At 43.7% G+C, this 15,676-nt stretch carries 16 protein-coding genes; all 16 read left to right on the forward strand.

From position 1 onward, the window contains the following. The first annotated feature begins 10 nt into the window (after nucleotides 1–10). Entirely contained in the window at nucleotides 11–3,091 is a 3,081-nt protein-coding gene (locus AAE02nite_RS14620; protein ID WP_146898765.1) for a TAT-variant-translocated molybdopterin oxidoreductase, read from the forward strand. Nucleotides 3,092–3,123: 32 nt separating this feature from the next. Further along, nucleotides 3,124–4,545, forward strand: coding sequence for an NrfD/PsrC family molybdoenzyme membrane anchor subunit (nrfD, locus tag AAE02nite_RS14625; protein ID WP_146898768.1), 1,422 nt, complete (start codon nucleotides 3,124–3,126; stop codon nucleotides 4,543–4,545). Next, on the forward strand, nucleotides 4,535–5,062 hold the full coding sequence (locus tag AAE02nite_RS14630) for a DUF3341 domain-containing protein (protein WP_146898771.1): 528 nt from the start codon (nucleotides 4,535–4,537) through the stop codon (nucleotides 5,060–5,062). The genes nrfD and AAE02nite_RS14630 overlap by 11 nt, the downstream gene beginning before the upstream one ends. Then, the gene (locus AAE02nite_RS14635) at nucleotides 5,062–5,796 is read left to right on the forward strand and encodes a c-type cytochrome (RefSeq protein WP_146898774.1); all 735 of its coding nucleotides are present in this window, start codon (nucleotides 5,062–5,064) and stop codon (nucleotides 5,794–5,796) included. The genes AAE02nite_RS14630 and AAE02nite_RS14635 overlap by 1 nt, the downstream gene beginning before the upstream one ends. A 12-nt stretch (nucleotides 5,797–5,808) precedes the next feature. Further along, complete coding sequence (locus AAE02nite_RS14640) at nucleotides 5,809–7,086, forward strand: quinol:cytochrome C oxidoreductase (protein ID WP_146898777.1); 1,278 nt, start codon at nucleotides 5,809–5,811, stop codon at nucleotides 7,084–7,086. A gap of 18 nt (nucleotides 7,087–7,104) precedes the next feature. After that, nucleotides 7,105–8,166, forward strand: coding sequence for a cytochrome c oxidase subunit II (locus tag AAE02nite_RS14645; protein ID WP_146898780.1), 1,062 nt, complete (start codon nucleotides 7,105–7,107; stop codon nucleotides 8,164–8,166). 18 nt (nucleotides 8,167–8,184) lie between these two features. Further along, a complete protein-coding gene (locus tag AAE02nite_RS14650) occupies nucleotides 8,185–10,011 on the forward strand; it encodes a cytochrome c oxidase subunit I (RefSeq protein ID WP_146898783.1) in 1,827 nt (608 codons plus the stop codon). Nucleotides 10,012–10,025: 14 nt separating this feature from the next. After that, on the forward strand, nucleotides 10,026–11,099 hold the full coding sequence (locus AAE02nite_RS14655) for a COX15/CtaA family protein (RefSeq protein WP_146898787.1): 1,074 nt from the start codon (nucleotides 10,026–10,028) through the stop codon (nucleotides 11,097–11,099). Between the two features lies 1 nt (nucleotide 11,100). Continuing rightward, nucleotides 11,101–12,000, forward strand: a complete 900-nt coding sequence (gene cyoE, locus AAE02nite_RS14660) for a heme o synthase (protein WP_146898790.1) — start codon at nucleotides 11,101–11,103, stop codon at nucleotides 11,998–12,000. Between the two features lie 4 nt (nucleotides 12,001–12,004). Further along, nucleotides 12,005–12,586 (forward strand): cytochrome c oxidase subunit 3, encoded by a 582-nt coding sequence (locus AAE02nite_RS14665; protein WP_146898794.1) that lies wholly within the window; start codon nucleotides 12,005–12,007, stop codon nucleotides 12,584–12,586. 22 nt (nucleotides 12,587–12,608) lie between these two features. Next, entirely contained in the window at nucleotides 12,609–13,355 is a 747-nt protein-coding gene (locus AAE02nite_RS14670; protein WP_146898798.1) for a cytochrome c oxidase subunit 3, read from the forward strand. A gap of 95 nt (nucleotides 13,356–13,450) precedes the next feature. Next, nucleotides 13,451–13,798: a cytochrome C oxidase subunit IV family protein gene (locus AAE02nite_RS14675; RefSeq protein WP_146898801.1), complete on the forward strand. Its 348-nt coding sequence runs from the start codon at nucleotides 13,451–13,453 to the stop codon at nucleotides 13,796–13,798. A gap of 2 nt (nucleotides 13,799–13,800) precedes the next feature. Beyond that, complete coding sequence (locus AAE02nite_RS14680) at nucleotides 13,801–14,472, forward strand: SCO family protein (protein WP_146898804.1); 672 nt, start codon at nucleotides 13,801–13,803, stop codon at nucleotides 14,470–14,472. Beyond that, nucleotides 14,462–15,007 carry a DUF420 domain-containing protein gene (locus tag AAE02nite_RS14685; protein WP_146898807.1) on the forward strand — a complete coding sequence of 182 codons (546 nt, stop codon included), beginning with the start codon at nucleotides 14,462–14,464 and terminating at the stop codon, nucleotides 15,005–15,007. The genes AAE02nite_RS14680 and AAE02nite_RS14685 overlap by 11 nt, the downstream gene beginning before the upstream one ends. 31 nt (nucleotides 15,008–15,038) lie before the next feature. Beyond that, nucleotides 15,039–15,287, forward strand: a complete 249-nt coding sequence (locus AAE02nite_RS14690; protein WP_146898810.1) for a CAMCR motif-containing small membrane protein — start codon at nucleotides 15,039–15,041, stop codon at nucleotides 15,285–15,287. Continuing rightward, nucleotides 15,284–15,670, forward strand: a complete 387-nt coding sequence (locus tag AAE02nite_RS14695) for a DUF983 domain-containing protein (RefSeq protein WP_246151053.1) — start codon at nucleotides 15,284–15,286, stop codon at nucleotides 15,668–15,670. Before AAE02nite_RS14690 ends, AAE02nite_RS14695 begins: the two co-directional genes overlap by 4 nt. Nucleotides 15,671–15,676: the final 6 nt, after the last annotated feature.

The following is a 15,676-nucleotide window of genomic DNA, read 5'->3' on the forward strand; positions in this document are numbered from 1 at the left end:
TATCCATAATATGCAAGAAAAAATTAAATACTGGAAAGGGCTGGAAGAGCTCGAAAACACTCCGGAATTTGTAAGAAATTCACAAAATGAATTTGCGGAGTTCCTGCCGGTAAAAGATAAAAGTAGTTCAGGCAAAAATGCTGAAGTTGCACCGCGCCGCGATTTTCTTAAGTTATTAGGATTTAGTGTGGCGGCGGCTACGCTGGCATCTTGCGAGGCACCGGTCAGAAAAGCAATCCCTTATTTAAACAAGCCTGAAGAAATAGAGCCGGGTATTGCTAACTGGTATGCCTCTACTTATTTCACCGACGGCGATTATAACAGTATTTTAGTAAAAACCCGGGAAGGTCGGCCCATTAAAATTGAAGGCAATCCGCTTTCTAGCCTGACCCGGGGCGGTTTAAGCCCCAGAGGCCAGGCCACGGTGCTGAGCCTTTACGATACTACCCGCCTGCCAAACCCGGTAACCAAAAGAGGCGAAAAACACATTGATGCCGAGTGGGAGCAGATAGACCAGGAAATCAGAACTAAATTAGGACAGGTAAATGGGAAAGTGGCATTGGTATCCACTACCATCATCAGCCCATCCACCAAACAGGTAATCCGGGAGTTCGGTGCCAAATATCCTTCATTCGAGCACTTTGTTTACGATCCGTATTCGGTTTCGGGCTTGTTAAAAGCCAATGGCGGCACTATTCCGGGTTATGATTTCAGCAAAGCCAAAACCATTGTTAGTTTCGGTGCTGACTTTTTAGGGGCATGGTTAAGCCAGGTAGAATTTGCCAAACAATATATTACCAACCGTAAGGTAACCAAAGATAATCCTAATATGTCGCGGCATTACCAGTTTGAGGCTACTTTAAGCTTAACTGGCGCCAATGCCGATGTACGGGTACCCATTAAACCTTCTGAGGAAGGAGTAGCGGTAGCCGCTTTATATAACCGCATAGCCCAGGGAACCGGCGGCCAGGTATTAAATACCCCAGCTTTTGCGCAAACCAAACAACTAGATGCAGCGGCTAAAGAGTTATTAGCTAACCGGGGTGCAGCCTTAGTGGTATCCGGTTCTAACGATGTGGCGGTACAGACTTTGGTACGCGATATAAACCGCATGTTGGGTAGCGAAGGCACTACCATTAACACCGCCGCTCCTATCTACACCAAACAGGGTGATGATACCCAAATGATCCGCTTCATTAACGAAATGAATGCCGGAACGGTAGGCGCGGTAATATTTTATAATGCTAACCCGGTTTACAACCACCCGCTGGCCGATAAAGTAGTAAGTGGTCTGAAGAAAGTAGGCGTAAAAATATCTTTCGCCGACCGGATTGACGAAACCGCTGTGCTGGCCGATTACATTACTCCGGATCATCATCCCCTGGAATCCTGGAATGATTTTGAACCGAGAAGAGGTTACCTGAGCTTAGCGCAGCCAACCATATCGCCGCTGTTCAAAACCCGTCAGGCGCAGGATAGCTTATTAGCCTGGAGCGGTAATAATACTTCTTATTATGATTACCTGCGTAACCACTGGCGTGCCAACTTTGCCAAAGGTGGCGATTTTAATGCCGCTTGGGATAAAGCTGTACACGATGGCGTTTTAGAAGGCGTAACATCGGCCGGCCAAACTACCACGGCTACCGTAGCTCCTATGACTATGGCGGCGGCCGCAGTGGCTATTAACCAAACCGCCCGCAACAGTAAAGGCATAGAACTGGCTATTTACCAGAAATCTTCTATTGGTTCCGGTGTAGAAGCCAATAACCCTTGGCTACAGGAACTTTCGGATCCCATTTCCAGAGCTACCTGGGATAACTATTTAGCTATTCCGCGTTCTCTGGCTAAAGAAATGGATATTCAGCAGAACGATCTAATACGTGTAACAGCCGGCAACGGTAAAACTATAGAACTGCCGGCTTTAATCCAGCCGGGGCAGGCCCGTGGCACCGTTGCTATTGCGGTGGGTTATGGCCGTACCCATGCCGGACCGGTTGCGAACCTGGTTGGTGTTAACGTTTATCCTTTGGCAGCAACTAACCAGAATGGTGTGCTGTACATCAACAGCGTTAAGTTAGAAAAAACCGGCGCAGAGAAAGTAATTGCCCAGACCCAAACGCACCACACCATTATGGACCGTAATGTAGTGCAGGAGGCTTCTCTGGATGCTTACCGGAAAAATCCGAAAGAAGTAACCGAATACATAAAAGTGGCTACGCCGGACGGGCCGCAATCGCCATCGAAGGTTTCGTTGTGGTACGATTACGAGTACAAGAACCACCATTGGGGAATGGTTATTGACCTGAACTCTTGTATTGGTTGCGGTAGCTGCGTAGTAGGTTGTGCTTCTGAAAATAATACCCCAATTGTGGGTAAGCAGGAAGTGTTAAACCGTCGAGAAATGTTCTGGATGCGCATCGACCGCTATTATAGCAGCGATACCCATAAAGATACTTCTAACCTGGGTACCATAGAAACTTACCAGGCCATGGAAGAGCCTTCCGAAAATCCGCAGGTAATATTCCAGCCCATGCTGTGCCAGCACTGTAACCACGCTCCTTGCGAAACAGTTTGTCCGGTACTGGCTACTACCCACAGCAGCGAGGGCTTAAACCAAATGACTTACAACCGGTGCGTAGGGACCCGTTATTGCGCCAACAACTGTCCGTACAAAGTGCGTCGTTTCAACTGGTTTGCTTACTACGATAATGAGAAGTTTGCTGCCCAAAACTACCAGATGAACTCGGATTTAGGCCGGATGGTGTTAAATCCGGATGTAACAGTACGCGCCCGGGGAGTAATTGAAAAATGTTCTTTCTGTGTGCAGCGGATCCAAGCCGGTAAGCTGGAGGCGAAAAAAGAGAAGCGTCGTCCGAAAGACGGTGAGATCGTAACCGCCTGTGCGCAGTCTTGCCCAACCAACGCCATTATATTCGGAGATATGAAAGATCCGAACAGCCAGGTATCGCAAATACTGCGTCGGGAAGATGGCGAACGTGCTTTCCACGTACTGGAAGAACTCAATGTGCAACCGAATGTAACGTATCTGACCAAAATCAGAAACAATAACCTGACGACAACTAACGCTTAAAGGCTGATATAAATTTAAATTAAGAATAAAATATGCAACATGTATCTCCGGTAAGAGAACCTTTAGTAACAGGAGGGAAAACCTACCACGACATCACCAATGATGTCAGCCGGCAAGTTGAGGCAAAGCCGAATATCCGGTGGGCCATTGCGCTAGCGGTTGCGCTTTTCTTTCTGGGCATTTTTATATATTCTGTTTACCGCACCCTGTGGTTTGGTATAGGGGAGTGGGGTTTAAATAAAACCGTAAACTGGGCCTGGGACATTACCAATTTCGTGTGGTGGGTAGGTATCGGTCACGCGGGTACCCTCATCTCGGCTATTCTTTTGCTTTTCCGCCAAAAATGGAGAAGCTCTATCAACCGCGCGGCCGAAGCGATGACGATTTTTGCGGTAATCTGCGCGGCCATGTTCCCGGTATTGCACATGGGCCGCCCCTGGTTAGCCTATTGGGTACTGCCATTACCAAATACCTTTGGTTCGCTGTGGGTGAACTTTAACTCCCCGCTGTTATGGGACGTATTTGCGATTAGTACATATTTTTCGGTATCGTTAGTATTCTGGTACTTAGGTTTGATTCCGGATTTTGCAACCATCCGCGACCGGGCTACCGGACCAATTGCCCGCCGGGCTTATGCGTTGTTGAGCTTCGGCTGGACCGGTTCTGCCAAACATTGGTCACGTTACGAAACCGTATCTTTAATCCTGGCTGGTGTTTCAACGCCACTCGTACTTTCAGTACACACCATTGTATCTATGGACTTTGCTACTTCGGTAATTCCGGGTTGGCACACCACCATCTTCCCTCCTTATTTTGTGGCCGGGGCAATTTTCTCCGGATTTGCGATGGTACTAACCCTGATGCTGATTACCCGCGATGTATTCTACCTGAAAGATTATATTACTTTGGAGCATATTGAGTCGATGAACAAGGTTATTATCTTAACTGGTTCTATCGTTGGGGTGGCTTATATTACTGAGTTCTTTATTGCCTGGTATTCCGGCGTAGAGTATGAGCAATACGCTTTTATTAACCGGGCAACCGGTCCTTACTGGTGGGCTTATTGGTCTATGATGACGTGTAACGTAATTACCCCGCAACTTTTCTGGTTCCGCAAAATCAGAAGAAGCGTTGTCGCTACTTTTATTATCTCCATCTTCGTAAATATTGGTATGTGGTTCGAGCGTTTTGTAATTATTGTTACTTCGCTGCACCGCGACTTCCTGCCATCAAGCTGGGCTATGTTCACTCCATCCATCATAGATGTGGGTATTTACGTGGGAACCCTGGGCTTATTCTTCACCTTGTTCTTACTATTTGCCAAATATTTCCCGGTAATTAACATGTTTGAAGTAAAAACCATTCTGAAATCTTCATCAGGCGTTCAGCATTCTCATGCGCCAGAAACAATGCACGCACATTCACCAAACAATCAAGCGCACCATGACAAATAAGAAATACATTCTCGGCGTTTATGAGGATGAAGATGTTCTGCTTCATGCCATTGAAAATATACGGGCAGCCGGCACGAAAATATATACTGTTTTTTCGCCTTACCCGGTGCACGGTATAGATGATGCTTTAGGAATAGAGCGTTCCCGCTTGCCAATTGCCGCTTTCCTGTACGGATTAACCGGGCTTGCTTTCGCCCTTTGGATGCAGATTTACATGCTGGGCTTTGACTGGCCAATGATTATTGGCGGTAAACCCCACATTGCCTTGCCGGCTTTTATTCCGGTAAGCTTTGAGTTAACGGTTTTATTTACCGCGCACGGCATGGTAATTACTTTCCTGATTATTTCGGGCCTTTATCCTAAACTAAAAGTGCCGGTTATGGATGTGCGGTCTACGGATGATAAATTTATTATGGCAATTGAAGTAAAAGAAGGTGTAACAGATGTAAACCAACTGAATACCCTTCTGCGAAACAATGGTGCCATTGAAGTTAACGAGAAGGAGGTAACCAAATAATGAATAATTTATTAAAAATTGGCGTAGCCACTTCTTCTCTGTTTTTTGCTTCGGTCCTAATGTTTTCCTGTTCACCCGGACCAAATGATACCGGAACGGAATACGCGCCGCAGATGTACGATGATCCGGCCTACAATCCTTTAAAACAAAACGAATCGAATGTATTAAACCCAGGTGGTTTAAATATGCGGGTTCCGGCGCAAGGGTCCATAGCCAGGGGAAAATTAACTTTCTACAATCACATCCCTAAGGATAGTGTAGATTTAGCAGCTGTCAGATTAAAGAATCCGTTAAGAGCAACCGAAGCAAACTTGGCCGATGGTGAGGTGTTGTACGTGCGCTTTTGCGCGCCTTGCCACGGAGCAGAAGGAGCCGGAGATGGTTTAGTAGGTAAAAAATTCTTAGGAGTAGCCAACCTGACACAGGACCGGCTGAAAACCGTGCCGCTTGGGCATATTTATCATGTGATTACCAACGGCCGGGGCCGGATGATGCCGCACGGCACCCAGTTAAACCCGGAAGAACGCTGGAAAATATCTATGTACATACGTACTGGTTTGCAGGGAGTAGGACAACCCGAAACGGATCCGGCTACAGAAGATGTAAAAAACATCGACACCCAAGGGGCCTCTACTGATGTAAATACCAACCCGGTAACCGGCACCAATAATCCATCCGGAGGTGCTACCGAAAATGCCGGTGCAACAAAACAAACTAACGCTCAGGAAGAATAATTTTAACCGATAATGATAGAAGAAAGACTAAGTATCTCTAAAAGAACCAGCAACCGGTTCTTATTTATGATAGGGTTAGGTCTGGTATTGATGATTGTGGGAATATTTATTACCATGAACAGTACCGGCCACCATGGAGGCGGACATGGCGAAGAAGCCGCCGCTGCGGCCGAAGGCGGTCACCATGCTATTACCTGGGTTAATCGCTTGTTTTCCAATTTATGGCTGAATAATGTTTACTTTATCGGTATAGCAGTAATCGGTTTGTTTTTTACGGCCGTTCAGTATGTAGCTTATGCGGGTTGGTCGGTTCCCATCAAACGTATTCTGGAGGCATTATCTGCATATTTACCCATAGGAGGTATATTATTATTGGTTGTATTTTTGATTGGGAAACACCAGTTATTTCACTGGACCGATGAAACCCTTTATATCAAAGATAATGCTAATTACGATCCTATCCTGGCCGGCAAGCAGGCCTTTTTAAATGAGCCTTTTTACCTGATCCGGATGGTTATTTTTGTGGGGGCCTGGATCTTTTTTGATTGGTGGCTGCGCAAGCAATCTATTGGCGAGGATTTGAATGGTGGATTGGAATATTACCACAAAAGCATTCGTATTTCTGCTATATTTTTAGTTGTTTTTGGTGTAACTTCCTCCATGTCGGCTTGGGATTGGGTTATGACCATAGATAGCCATTGGTTTAGTACTTTGTTTGCCTGGTATGTATTCTCCAGTTGGTTTGTGGCGGGGTTAGCAGCTACTACCTTAACTGCTATTTACCTGAAGCAAGCCGGTTATTTAAAAGTTTTAAATTCGAACCACTTGCATGATTTAGGTAAATTTGTGTTTGGTTTCAGCATCTTCTGGACTTACCTGTGGTTCTCACAATTCATGCTTTACTGGTATGCGAACTTACCCGAAGAGGTTGTCTATTTTCAGGAGCGTTTCCATGGTTATGATGGCCATTATACCTGGATAATGTTTGCCATACTATTCCTGAATTTTGTTTTCCCTATCCTTTTACTGATGACCCGGGATGCCAAAAGACAAATGATCATGTTAAAAATTGTTTGTTTTGTAGTGTTGTTTGGTCATTGGTTAGACTTTTACCAGATGGTAATGCCGGGTACGTTGCGAGGTGAGAGCGGCTTTGGGTTTATAGAATTAGGTACCTTACTATTTTTTACAGGTATATTCTTAACCGTCTTTACCAGAAAATTGGCGAGTGCTTCTTTAGTGCCGGTAAACCATCCGTTTTTGGAAGAAGCTGTTCACCATCACGTTTAACCTGATTATATAAAAATAATGATTACACTCGCAATATTACTAGTACTTGCTCTTCTAGGAGTTGTCCTTTATTTACTTTTCCGGATTCAGATTTTCAGTTCGGTATTCCGGGGAAGCTACGCCAAAAGAGTTGGCACCAGTAACCGGATTAACGCTATGCTCTTCCTGGCGTTTCTGATAATAGGCGGTACTGCATTCTTCTGGTCTTTTGCAGACTCCATGGACGATTTTATGGTGCCGATTGCCTCGGTACATGCTGCCTGGATCGAAGAAATGTTTTGGACAACGATGGTAATTCTGGGAATCGTATTTGTACTGACCCATGTTCTTTTATTTTGGTATTCTTACCGGTACCAGTACAAGGCCGACAAAAAGGCCTATTACTATCCTCATAACAACATGTTGGAAGTAGTCTGGACTATAATTCCGGCAGTAGTAATGGCGCTGTTAGTTTTTTCCGGCTGGAAGGCCTGGACTAAAATTACTAATCCGGCACCGGCTGACGCAGTAGTAGTAGAAATTGTTGGAAAACAGTTTAACTGGTTATATCGTTATCCGGGTAAAGACAATATATTAGGAGTAGCTAAACACACTTTAATTGATGCCACCAACGAATTAGGAATTGATTTATCTGATCCCAAAGCGCAGGATGATTTATTCTTCTCCAGCGGTGATATTCATATCCCTAAAGGAAAGCCGGTTTTATTCCGCATACGTTCCCGCGATGTAACCCATGATGTTTACCAACCTAATTTCCGGATTCAAATGCACGCGGTACCAGGAATGCCAACCAAGTTCTGGTTTGTACCTACCAAGACTACTGCCGAAATGGCCACGGAGACGGGCAATCCTGATTTTAAATACGAAATTGTTTGTAACCAGATTTGTGGCCGCGGCCACTTTGCTATGCGGGCTACTTTAGTTGTAGATGAGCCGGAAGATTATGAAAAATGGTTGTCGGAGCAAAAAAGCTTCGCAGAACAGAACCCGGAATTATTGGAAAAAATGCAAGCCAACGCAGCTCCGGTAATTCCTGCGAAAGAGGAGACTAAACCAGTAGCAGAAAAAGCAGCTTTATAATATTAAAATATTCTTTTTATGGCAAGTACAGATATATCCTTACATAAGGATGTGCATCACGAACATGATGCACATGATGAGCATGATCATCATGATCAGCATTTTATTTTCAAATATATATTTAGCCAGGATCATAAAGTAATCGCGAAGCAATTCCTGATAACCGGTATTATCTGGGCGTTTATTGGGGGAGCATTATCCAGTATTTTCCGGCTACAACTCGGTTGGCCCCAGGCAACCCTGGAGTGGCTGGAGCCATTGCTGGGAAAATGGATAGAGGGAGGAAAGCTGAGCCCGGAGTTTTATCTTGGTTTGGTAACCATGCACGGTACCATCATGGTATTCTTTGTACTAACGGCCGGATTAAGTGGTACCTTTAGTAACTTCTTAATTCCTTTGCAGATTGGTGCCCGCGATATGGCTTCCGGCTTCCTGAACATGCTTTCTTACTGGTTTTTCTTTATATCCAGTATCATTCTGTTCTTTTCCATGTTCCTGGAAACAGGGCCGGCCGCTGCCGGATGGACCATTTATCCGCCCCTAAGCGCACTGCCGCAAGCAATGCCGGGCTCAGGCGCCGGTATGACCTGGTGGATTGTAGCCATGGCATTTTTTATTGTTTCGCAACTTTTAGGTGGTATTAATTATATCACCACCATTATCAATCTCCGGACAGCGGGTATGTCGATGACAAAACTGCCTCTAACCATTTGGGCTTTTTTATTGACGGCAATATTAGGGGTATTATCTTTCCCGGTTTTACTCTCCTGCGTATTGTTGTTAATATTCGACCGGAGCTTTGGTACCAGTTTCTACTTATCAGAAATTTATGTGGCCGGTGAAGCGCTGTCTAACGTAGGTGGCAGTCCGATTTTATTCCAGCACTTGTTCTGGTTCCTCGGTCACCCGGAAGTATACATTGTAATTTTGCCTGGCTTTGGTATTGTTTCTGAAATTATTGCTACCAATGCGCGCAAACCTATTTTCGGCTACCGGGCCATGATTGGCTCCATGTTGGGTATATCCTTGCTTTCCTTTGTTGTATGGGCGCACCACATGTTTGTGTCGGGTATGAATCCGTTTCTGGGCTCCGTATTCATGTTTCTTACCCTGATTATTGCGGTACCATCAGCAGTAAAAGTATTTAACTGGATTGCTACACTGTGGCGCGGAAATATTGTGTTTACCGTACCTATGATGTTCGCTATTGGTTTCGTTTCACTATTTATTTCGGGAGGTCTGACTGGTATTATTCTGGGTAACTCGGCTCTAGATATTCAAGTTCATAACACTTATTTTGTGGTAGCACACTTCCACCTGGTAATGGGGGCGGCAGCTTTCTTTGGTATGTTTGCCGGGGTATATCATTGGTTCCCAAAAATGTTTGGGCGAATGATGGATGAGAAATTGGGCTATGTTCACTTCTGGTTAACTTTCATTGGCGTGTACATGGTGTTTATGCCAATGCACTACGTAGGTATTGCCGGTTTCCCGCGCCGCTATTATTCCTGGACTAGTTTCGATTTATTTCAGAGTTTCGCCAATATAAACATGTACATAAGTTTAGCGGCTATTATTGCCTGGTTAGCTCAGTTTATCTTTGCCTTTAACTTTGTTTACAGCATATTCCGTGGTAGAAGAGCATCTGCCAATCCTTGGCATTCTAATACTTTAGAATGGACTACACCAGTTCTTCCAGGGCATGGTAATTGGCCAGGAGCTATTCCGGCAGTATATCGTTGGCCATACGATTACAGCAAACCGGGCGCTGAAGACGATTTTATTCCACAAACTGTTCCTTATTCAGAAACGCAGTCCTCTAACCTGCCACACGATAAGGATTAGGTAAAATAAATTAAATGACAGATAAATCTTTTAGTTTTAAAAGATTTAGAAATATAGGAGTACTAACCATTGCTTCTGTATATTTTTTAATCTTGGTAGGAGGAATCGTGCGCAGCACGGGTTCCGGCATGGGATGTCCGGATTGGCCTAAGTGCTTTGGTAGCTGGGTTCCTCCTACCAGTATTGAGCAGTTACCAGATAATTACCTGGAGGTTTACCGTGATAAGAGAATTCAAAAGAATCAGCGGGTCGCCGGGTACGTGAATAATTTGGGCTTTGAAGAGATAGCGACCTATTTGCTGGAGCATCCAACGGCTTACCTGGAAACCGAATTTAATGTTCAAAAAACCTGGATTGAATACCTGAACCGCTTAGTAGGCGTGCTGGTCGGAATATTTATTATTCTGACGATGCTCTACTCTTTTGCTTATTACCGGAAAGATAAAGCCATTGTTTATTTATCGGTATTCTCCGTTTTACTCGTGATTTTTCAGGGTTGGCTGGGTTCTTTAGTTGTTTCAACCAATCTGCTGCCGGTAATGATTACCATACATATGGCCTTGGCTTTATTGATGGTGGCCATTCTGATTTATGCCATTGCCCGGTCGCAGGTTGTGGTGTTGCAGGAGCGAATGTTCTTTTTTTCCCGGAAGATATATCTTCTAATCTGGTTGGTTGTGTTTCTAACCTTTGGGCAGACCTTGTTAGGTACCCAGGTACGGGAAATGATAGACCAGATTGCTTTCAATTTTAATTACCTGCAACGGGAGAAGTGGATAAGCCAATTAGATTTTTCTTTTTACATTCACCGGTCATTTTCCTGGTTAGTGTTATTGGTCAACCTGTATTTAGCTTATCTTTTATTCCGCTTAAAAGACGGACAAATAAATAAGCTTCTTTTAACGCTGTTAGCATTAATAGGGTTAGAAATTATTTTTGGGGTGATAATGGTTAATTGGGCTATTCCGGCTTTTTTGCAGCCATTACACTTATTAGCGGCAGCCCTCATTTTTGGTGTGCAGTTTTATATATTAATTATTTATGGATATGCTACCCGTTTTAAAGGGGTGGCTCGAATGGTAGCGTGAGATGATAGCAGAAGAGGTAAAGCATAATCTGGCCAGAAATCTGGCCTTAACCAGTAAGATAAAGTATTATTTTCAATTATTAAAGTTCCGGCTTTCCGTAACGGTCGCATTTTCGAGTGCGGTGGGCTATATGCTGGGCAACCGCGATTTTTTCTGGTACGAGCCATTGCTGGTAATGCTGGGTGGTTTATTGGTAACAGGGTCCGCTAATATCATCAACCAAATATTTGAGAAAGATCTGGATAAGTTGATGAAGCGGACGAGTAACCGACCACTACCGAAAGGGTTTGTTACCGTTACCGAATCGGCGGTTTATTCATTTATATTAGGAGTAAGCGGCCTGGTGCTATTGGGAGCTTATTTTAATATGATGGCGGCGGCTTTGTCTTTAATATCCTTAATTATTTACGGATTTATCTATACCCCGCTAAAACGCATTTCTCCACTGTGTGTGTTAGTTGGTGCCATTCCGGGAGGTTTACCCCCCATGATTGGTTACATAGCCGCTACCGGCACTTTTGGCATGGAAGCCGGCATTTTATTCGGCATCCAATTTATTTGGCAGTTTCCACATTTTTGGGCCATTGCCTGGGTACTGGACGATGACTACAAGAAGGCCGGTTTCCGGATGTTACCGATGGAAGGCGGGAAAAATCTTAAAACCGCTGTACAGATAATGATGTATACCTTATTATTGATACCCTTGGGTATGTTGCCCTTGCAATTTGGCATGGCAGGTAAAACATCGGCTATTGTAGCGGTTATTTGTGGGGTTTTGTTTTTAATGCAAACATTTTACCTCATGCATACCTGTTCTAAAAAGGCAGCTATGAGCATTATGTTCGGCTCTTTTTTATATTTACCAATTGTACAAATTGCTTTCGTTTTAGATAAGGTTTAGATATATGGCTGGTGTAATTCAACAAAAACAAACTTCATCCGGGGTACATCCGCTGAAGTTTGCGCTGTGGTTAATTATCATAAGTATAATTATGATGTTTGCCGCTTTTACCAGTGCTTACATAGTGCGCAAAGAAGAAGGAAACTGGTTAGAATTTGACTTACCAGATAACTTGTTAATCAATACTGTTTTGTTGGTTTTAAGCAGTGTGTTTATGCAGTTGGCGTATTTTGTCGCCAAAAAAGATAATATTAACCAGTTAAAAATTTACCTTGCCTTAACATTGGCGTTGGGAGTTGCTTTCTTAATCGGCCAGTGGGAGGCCTGGGGTGATTTGGTTAGTCGCAAAATATTCTTTGGTGGATCGGATGCAAACCCGTCCGGTTCTTTCCTGTATGTCTTAACGGGTGTGCACGGGTTTCACCTGATTACGGGTTTATTATATGTGTTAATTGTATTAATTTCGGCCTTTAATTTTAAAGTCCATTCTAAAAAAATGTTACGAATAGAACTCTGCACCGTTTACTGGCACTTTTTAGGCGGTTTATGGGTATACTTATATTTGTTTTTATCGCTGAATCATTAAATTTCTTCTACCTAAATAAACTATGTCAACAACAACAACCTTGGAGCAGCCAAAAACCGGAACCTGGGATGGTGGCAATGAACCCATGAAGGCGTCGTACGGAAAACTCATGATGTGGTTTTTCCTGCTTTCAGATACTTTTACCTTTGGGGCTTTTTTAACTACCTACGGTCTTATTCGTCATCGGCACAATGCCTATACCGGTACATCCGAAGACTTTGTTTTTTCGAACGCTTACTGGCCCATTCCGGAAAAGGTATTTAATGCTTTCCCAGGTTTTCACGGGGTTGATTTGCCACTGGCTTTTGTGGCCTTAATGACCATGATTCTGATTCTTTCGTCTGTAACCATGGTACTGGCCGTAGAGGCGGGCCATCGGATGGATAAGAATGATGTACAAAAATGGCTGCTTTGGACTATTTTGTTTGGTAGTACTTTCCTGGCTTGTCAGGCATGGGAATGGTCTCACTTTATCCACGGCTCCGACCAAGGTTTAGCATTGGCCGATGGTTCCAAAATTTTCGGGGCAACTCTGGTGCAGAATGAATATGGACCGGTACTGTTTGCCGATTTGTTTTTCTTTATTACCGGCTTTCACGGTACGCACGTATTTAGCGGTATAGTTCTCTTAATCATTATGTTTATCAACACCGTAAATGGTACTTACCAGCGGCGGGGACATTACGAAATGGTGGAAAAAGTAGGTTTATACTGGCACTTTGTAGACTTGGTTTGGGTATTCGTATTTACCTTTTTCTACCTGGTTTAAGCTTAATAAATAATAAAAATTAAATAAAAAGGTGTTCTGTGTCGTTTTACTTGCAAAGAACACCTGAAAACTAACATTTCATACCTGAAAATATTATGGCAAGTCATTCGCATCACGCCCACGATGAACAATTAACCGGAGAAATACCGAAGGCGCAGACCAAAGGCATTTGGCGGGTTTTTGTAATATTATGTGTACTTACCGCCATCGAGTTCGCATTTGCTTTCTTTATGGAGCCGGGAACTTTACGGAATATCATCTTTATTATTCTCACTATTTTTAAAGCTTTCTTTATTGTGGCTGAGTTTATGCACTTAAAGCATGAAACCAAAAGTCTGATCTGGACAATTTTGGTACCAACCGCATTATTGGTATGGCTCATTATTGCATTAGTAACCGAAGGGTCTTACTATGCAGATGCCGTTTTTAACTACTTTAAATAACCATGTCCCCAAAGAAGGTACTTTTACTTGGCGTACTATTAATTGTACCTATCTTGGTTTATTTGTTTTTAAAAGTATTTGGCACTAACCACTATTCATTAAGAACTTATATGCCGGTAATAGAAGATACCGGCGAACCATTAGTCCGGAACGGGGATACTGTTTTCCACCGCGTTCCGGATTTTTCTTTAACTTCTCAAACCGGCAAAACTGTTTCGCAGCAGGATTTGCAAGGTAAGATTTACGTGGCCAATTTTTTCTTCGCTTCCTGTAAAGATGTTTGTAAAAAGATGTCTAATAATTTAGGACAGGTGCAGGAAGCTTTTGCCAAGGAGCCCAAAGTAAAAATAGTTTCTTACACGGTAGATCCGGAGCGCGACTCGGTAGCCGTTTTAAGTAAATATGCCGAAACCTACGGTGCCAAACCAGATAAATGGTACTTGTTAACCGGGCCGAAAAGGCAGATTTACCAATTAGCGCAAGAAGGGTATAGGCTTCCGGCCATGCAGGCGCCGTCACTTATTCCGGATTTTATTCACAGCGAAAAGCTTCTATTAATTGACGAAGAAAAGCATGTGCGGGGTATTTACGATGGTACCAACGAAGAAGATGTAGACCGGCTGATAACCGAAATACACGTTTTATTGCAGGAGGAAAAGCAGCATGTCAACTAACACCTTTAAAGCCAACGATACTAAATATTTAATTTTAATTGCAGTACTCTCAGTAGCAGTACCGTTATTAGTGGCTTTGCTTTTGTTTGTACCCCAAACTGGTAAATTGGGCGATGTAGATGTTACCTTTTTACCAAAGTTACACGCCTTGCTTAATTCTTTAACAGCGGTGGCTTTGGTTACAGGGTATCGGTTTATTAAAAAGGGGAATGCCCGGTTTCATCGGTTTTCTATGACTACGGCTTTTGTGCTGTCGGCTTTTTTCCTGGTTTCTTACGTAACTTACCATTACCAGGCGGCGCCAACCAGTTACGGCGGCGAAGGCGTACTGCGTACTATCTATTACTTTGTACTGATAACCCATATAATTCTGGCAGCGATAATTGTGCCTTTTGTATTACTATCGGTTTATTTTGGAATCAGCAACCAGTTGGTACGTCATCGTCGTATATCTCGTTGGACCTTCCCGCTGTGGTTGTATGTGGCGGTTACCGGTGTGTTGGTCTATTTTATGATTGCCCCGTATTATAATTAATGTTTAAGCAAGAGGAGGAGGGTTTATCTTTATGAAAGCTATAAAATATTATATTTCGTTAGTTGCCTTAACGCTGGTGCTTAGTTTTACAGCTACCGAAACCAATGCCCAATGTGCGATGTGCCGGGCCTCGGTAGAATCTAACCAGAATGGCGATGATAAGTTAGCTAATTTGGGCCGCGGCCTGAATAAGGGTATTTTGTACCTAATGGCTATTCCTTACATTCTGGTGGGCACAGTGGGCTTCCTTTATTACCGGAACAATCGCAAACAACAATGAGCCACCGCTCAACCTTAAAAGCTATCCTCAAATGTAAGTGCCCGCGTTGCCACCGGGGTGATATGTTTACCCACTCGGCCATTAACCTGCGCAAGTTCGATAATATGTACGAACATTGCCCGGTATGTAAATTCCGGTACGAGATTGAACTGGGTTTTTACTGGGGTGCCATGTACATTAGTTATGGTTTTTCAGTAATTAATGTTCTGATAGTAGGGGTGTCTCTTTTTTACCTGGCTAATGACCCGCCCTTATGGGTATATACCACCGCCATTACCCTGGTTACCGTGCTTCTTACTACTTTCCTTTTCCGCTATGCCCGGGTGGTTATGCTATACTTGTTTGGCAGTGTTCATTACGATCCGGTTTACGATAAATCGTAACCGTCA

The sequence above is a fragment of the Adhaeribacter aerolatus genome (assembly GCF_007991635.1).
Taxonomy (GTDB): Bacteria; Bacteroidota; Bacteroidia; order Cytophagales; family Hymenobacteraceae; genus Adhaeribacter; species Adhaeribacter aerolatus.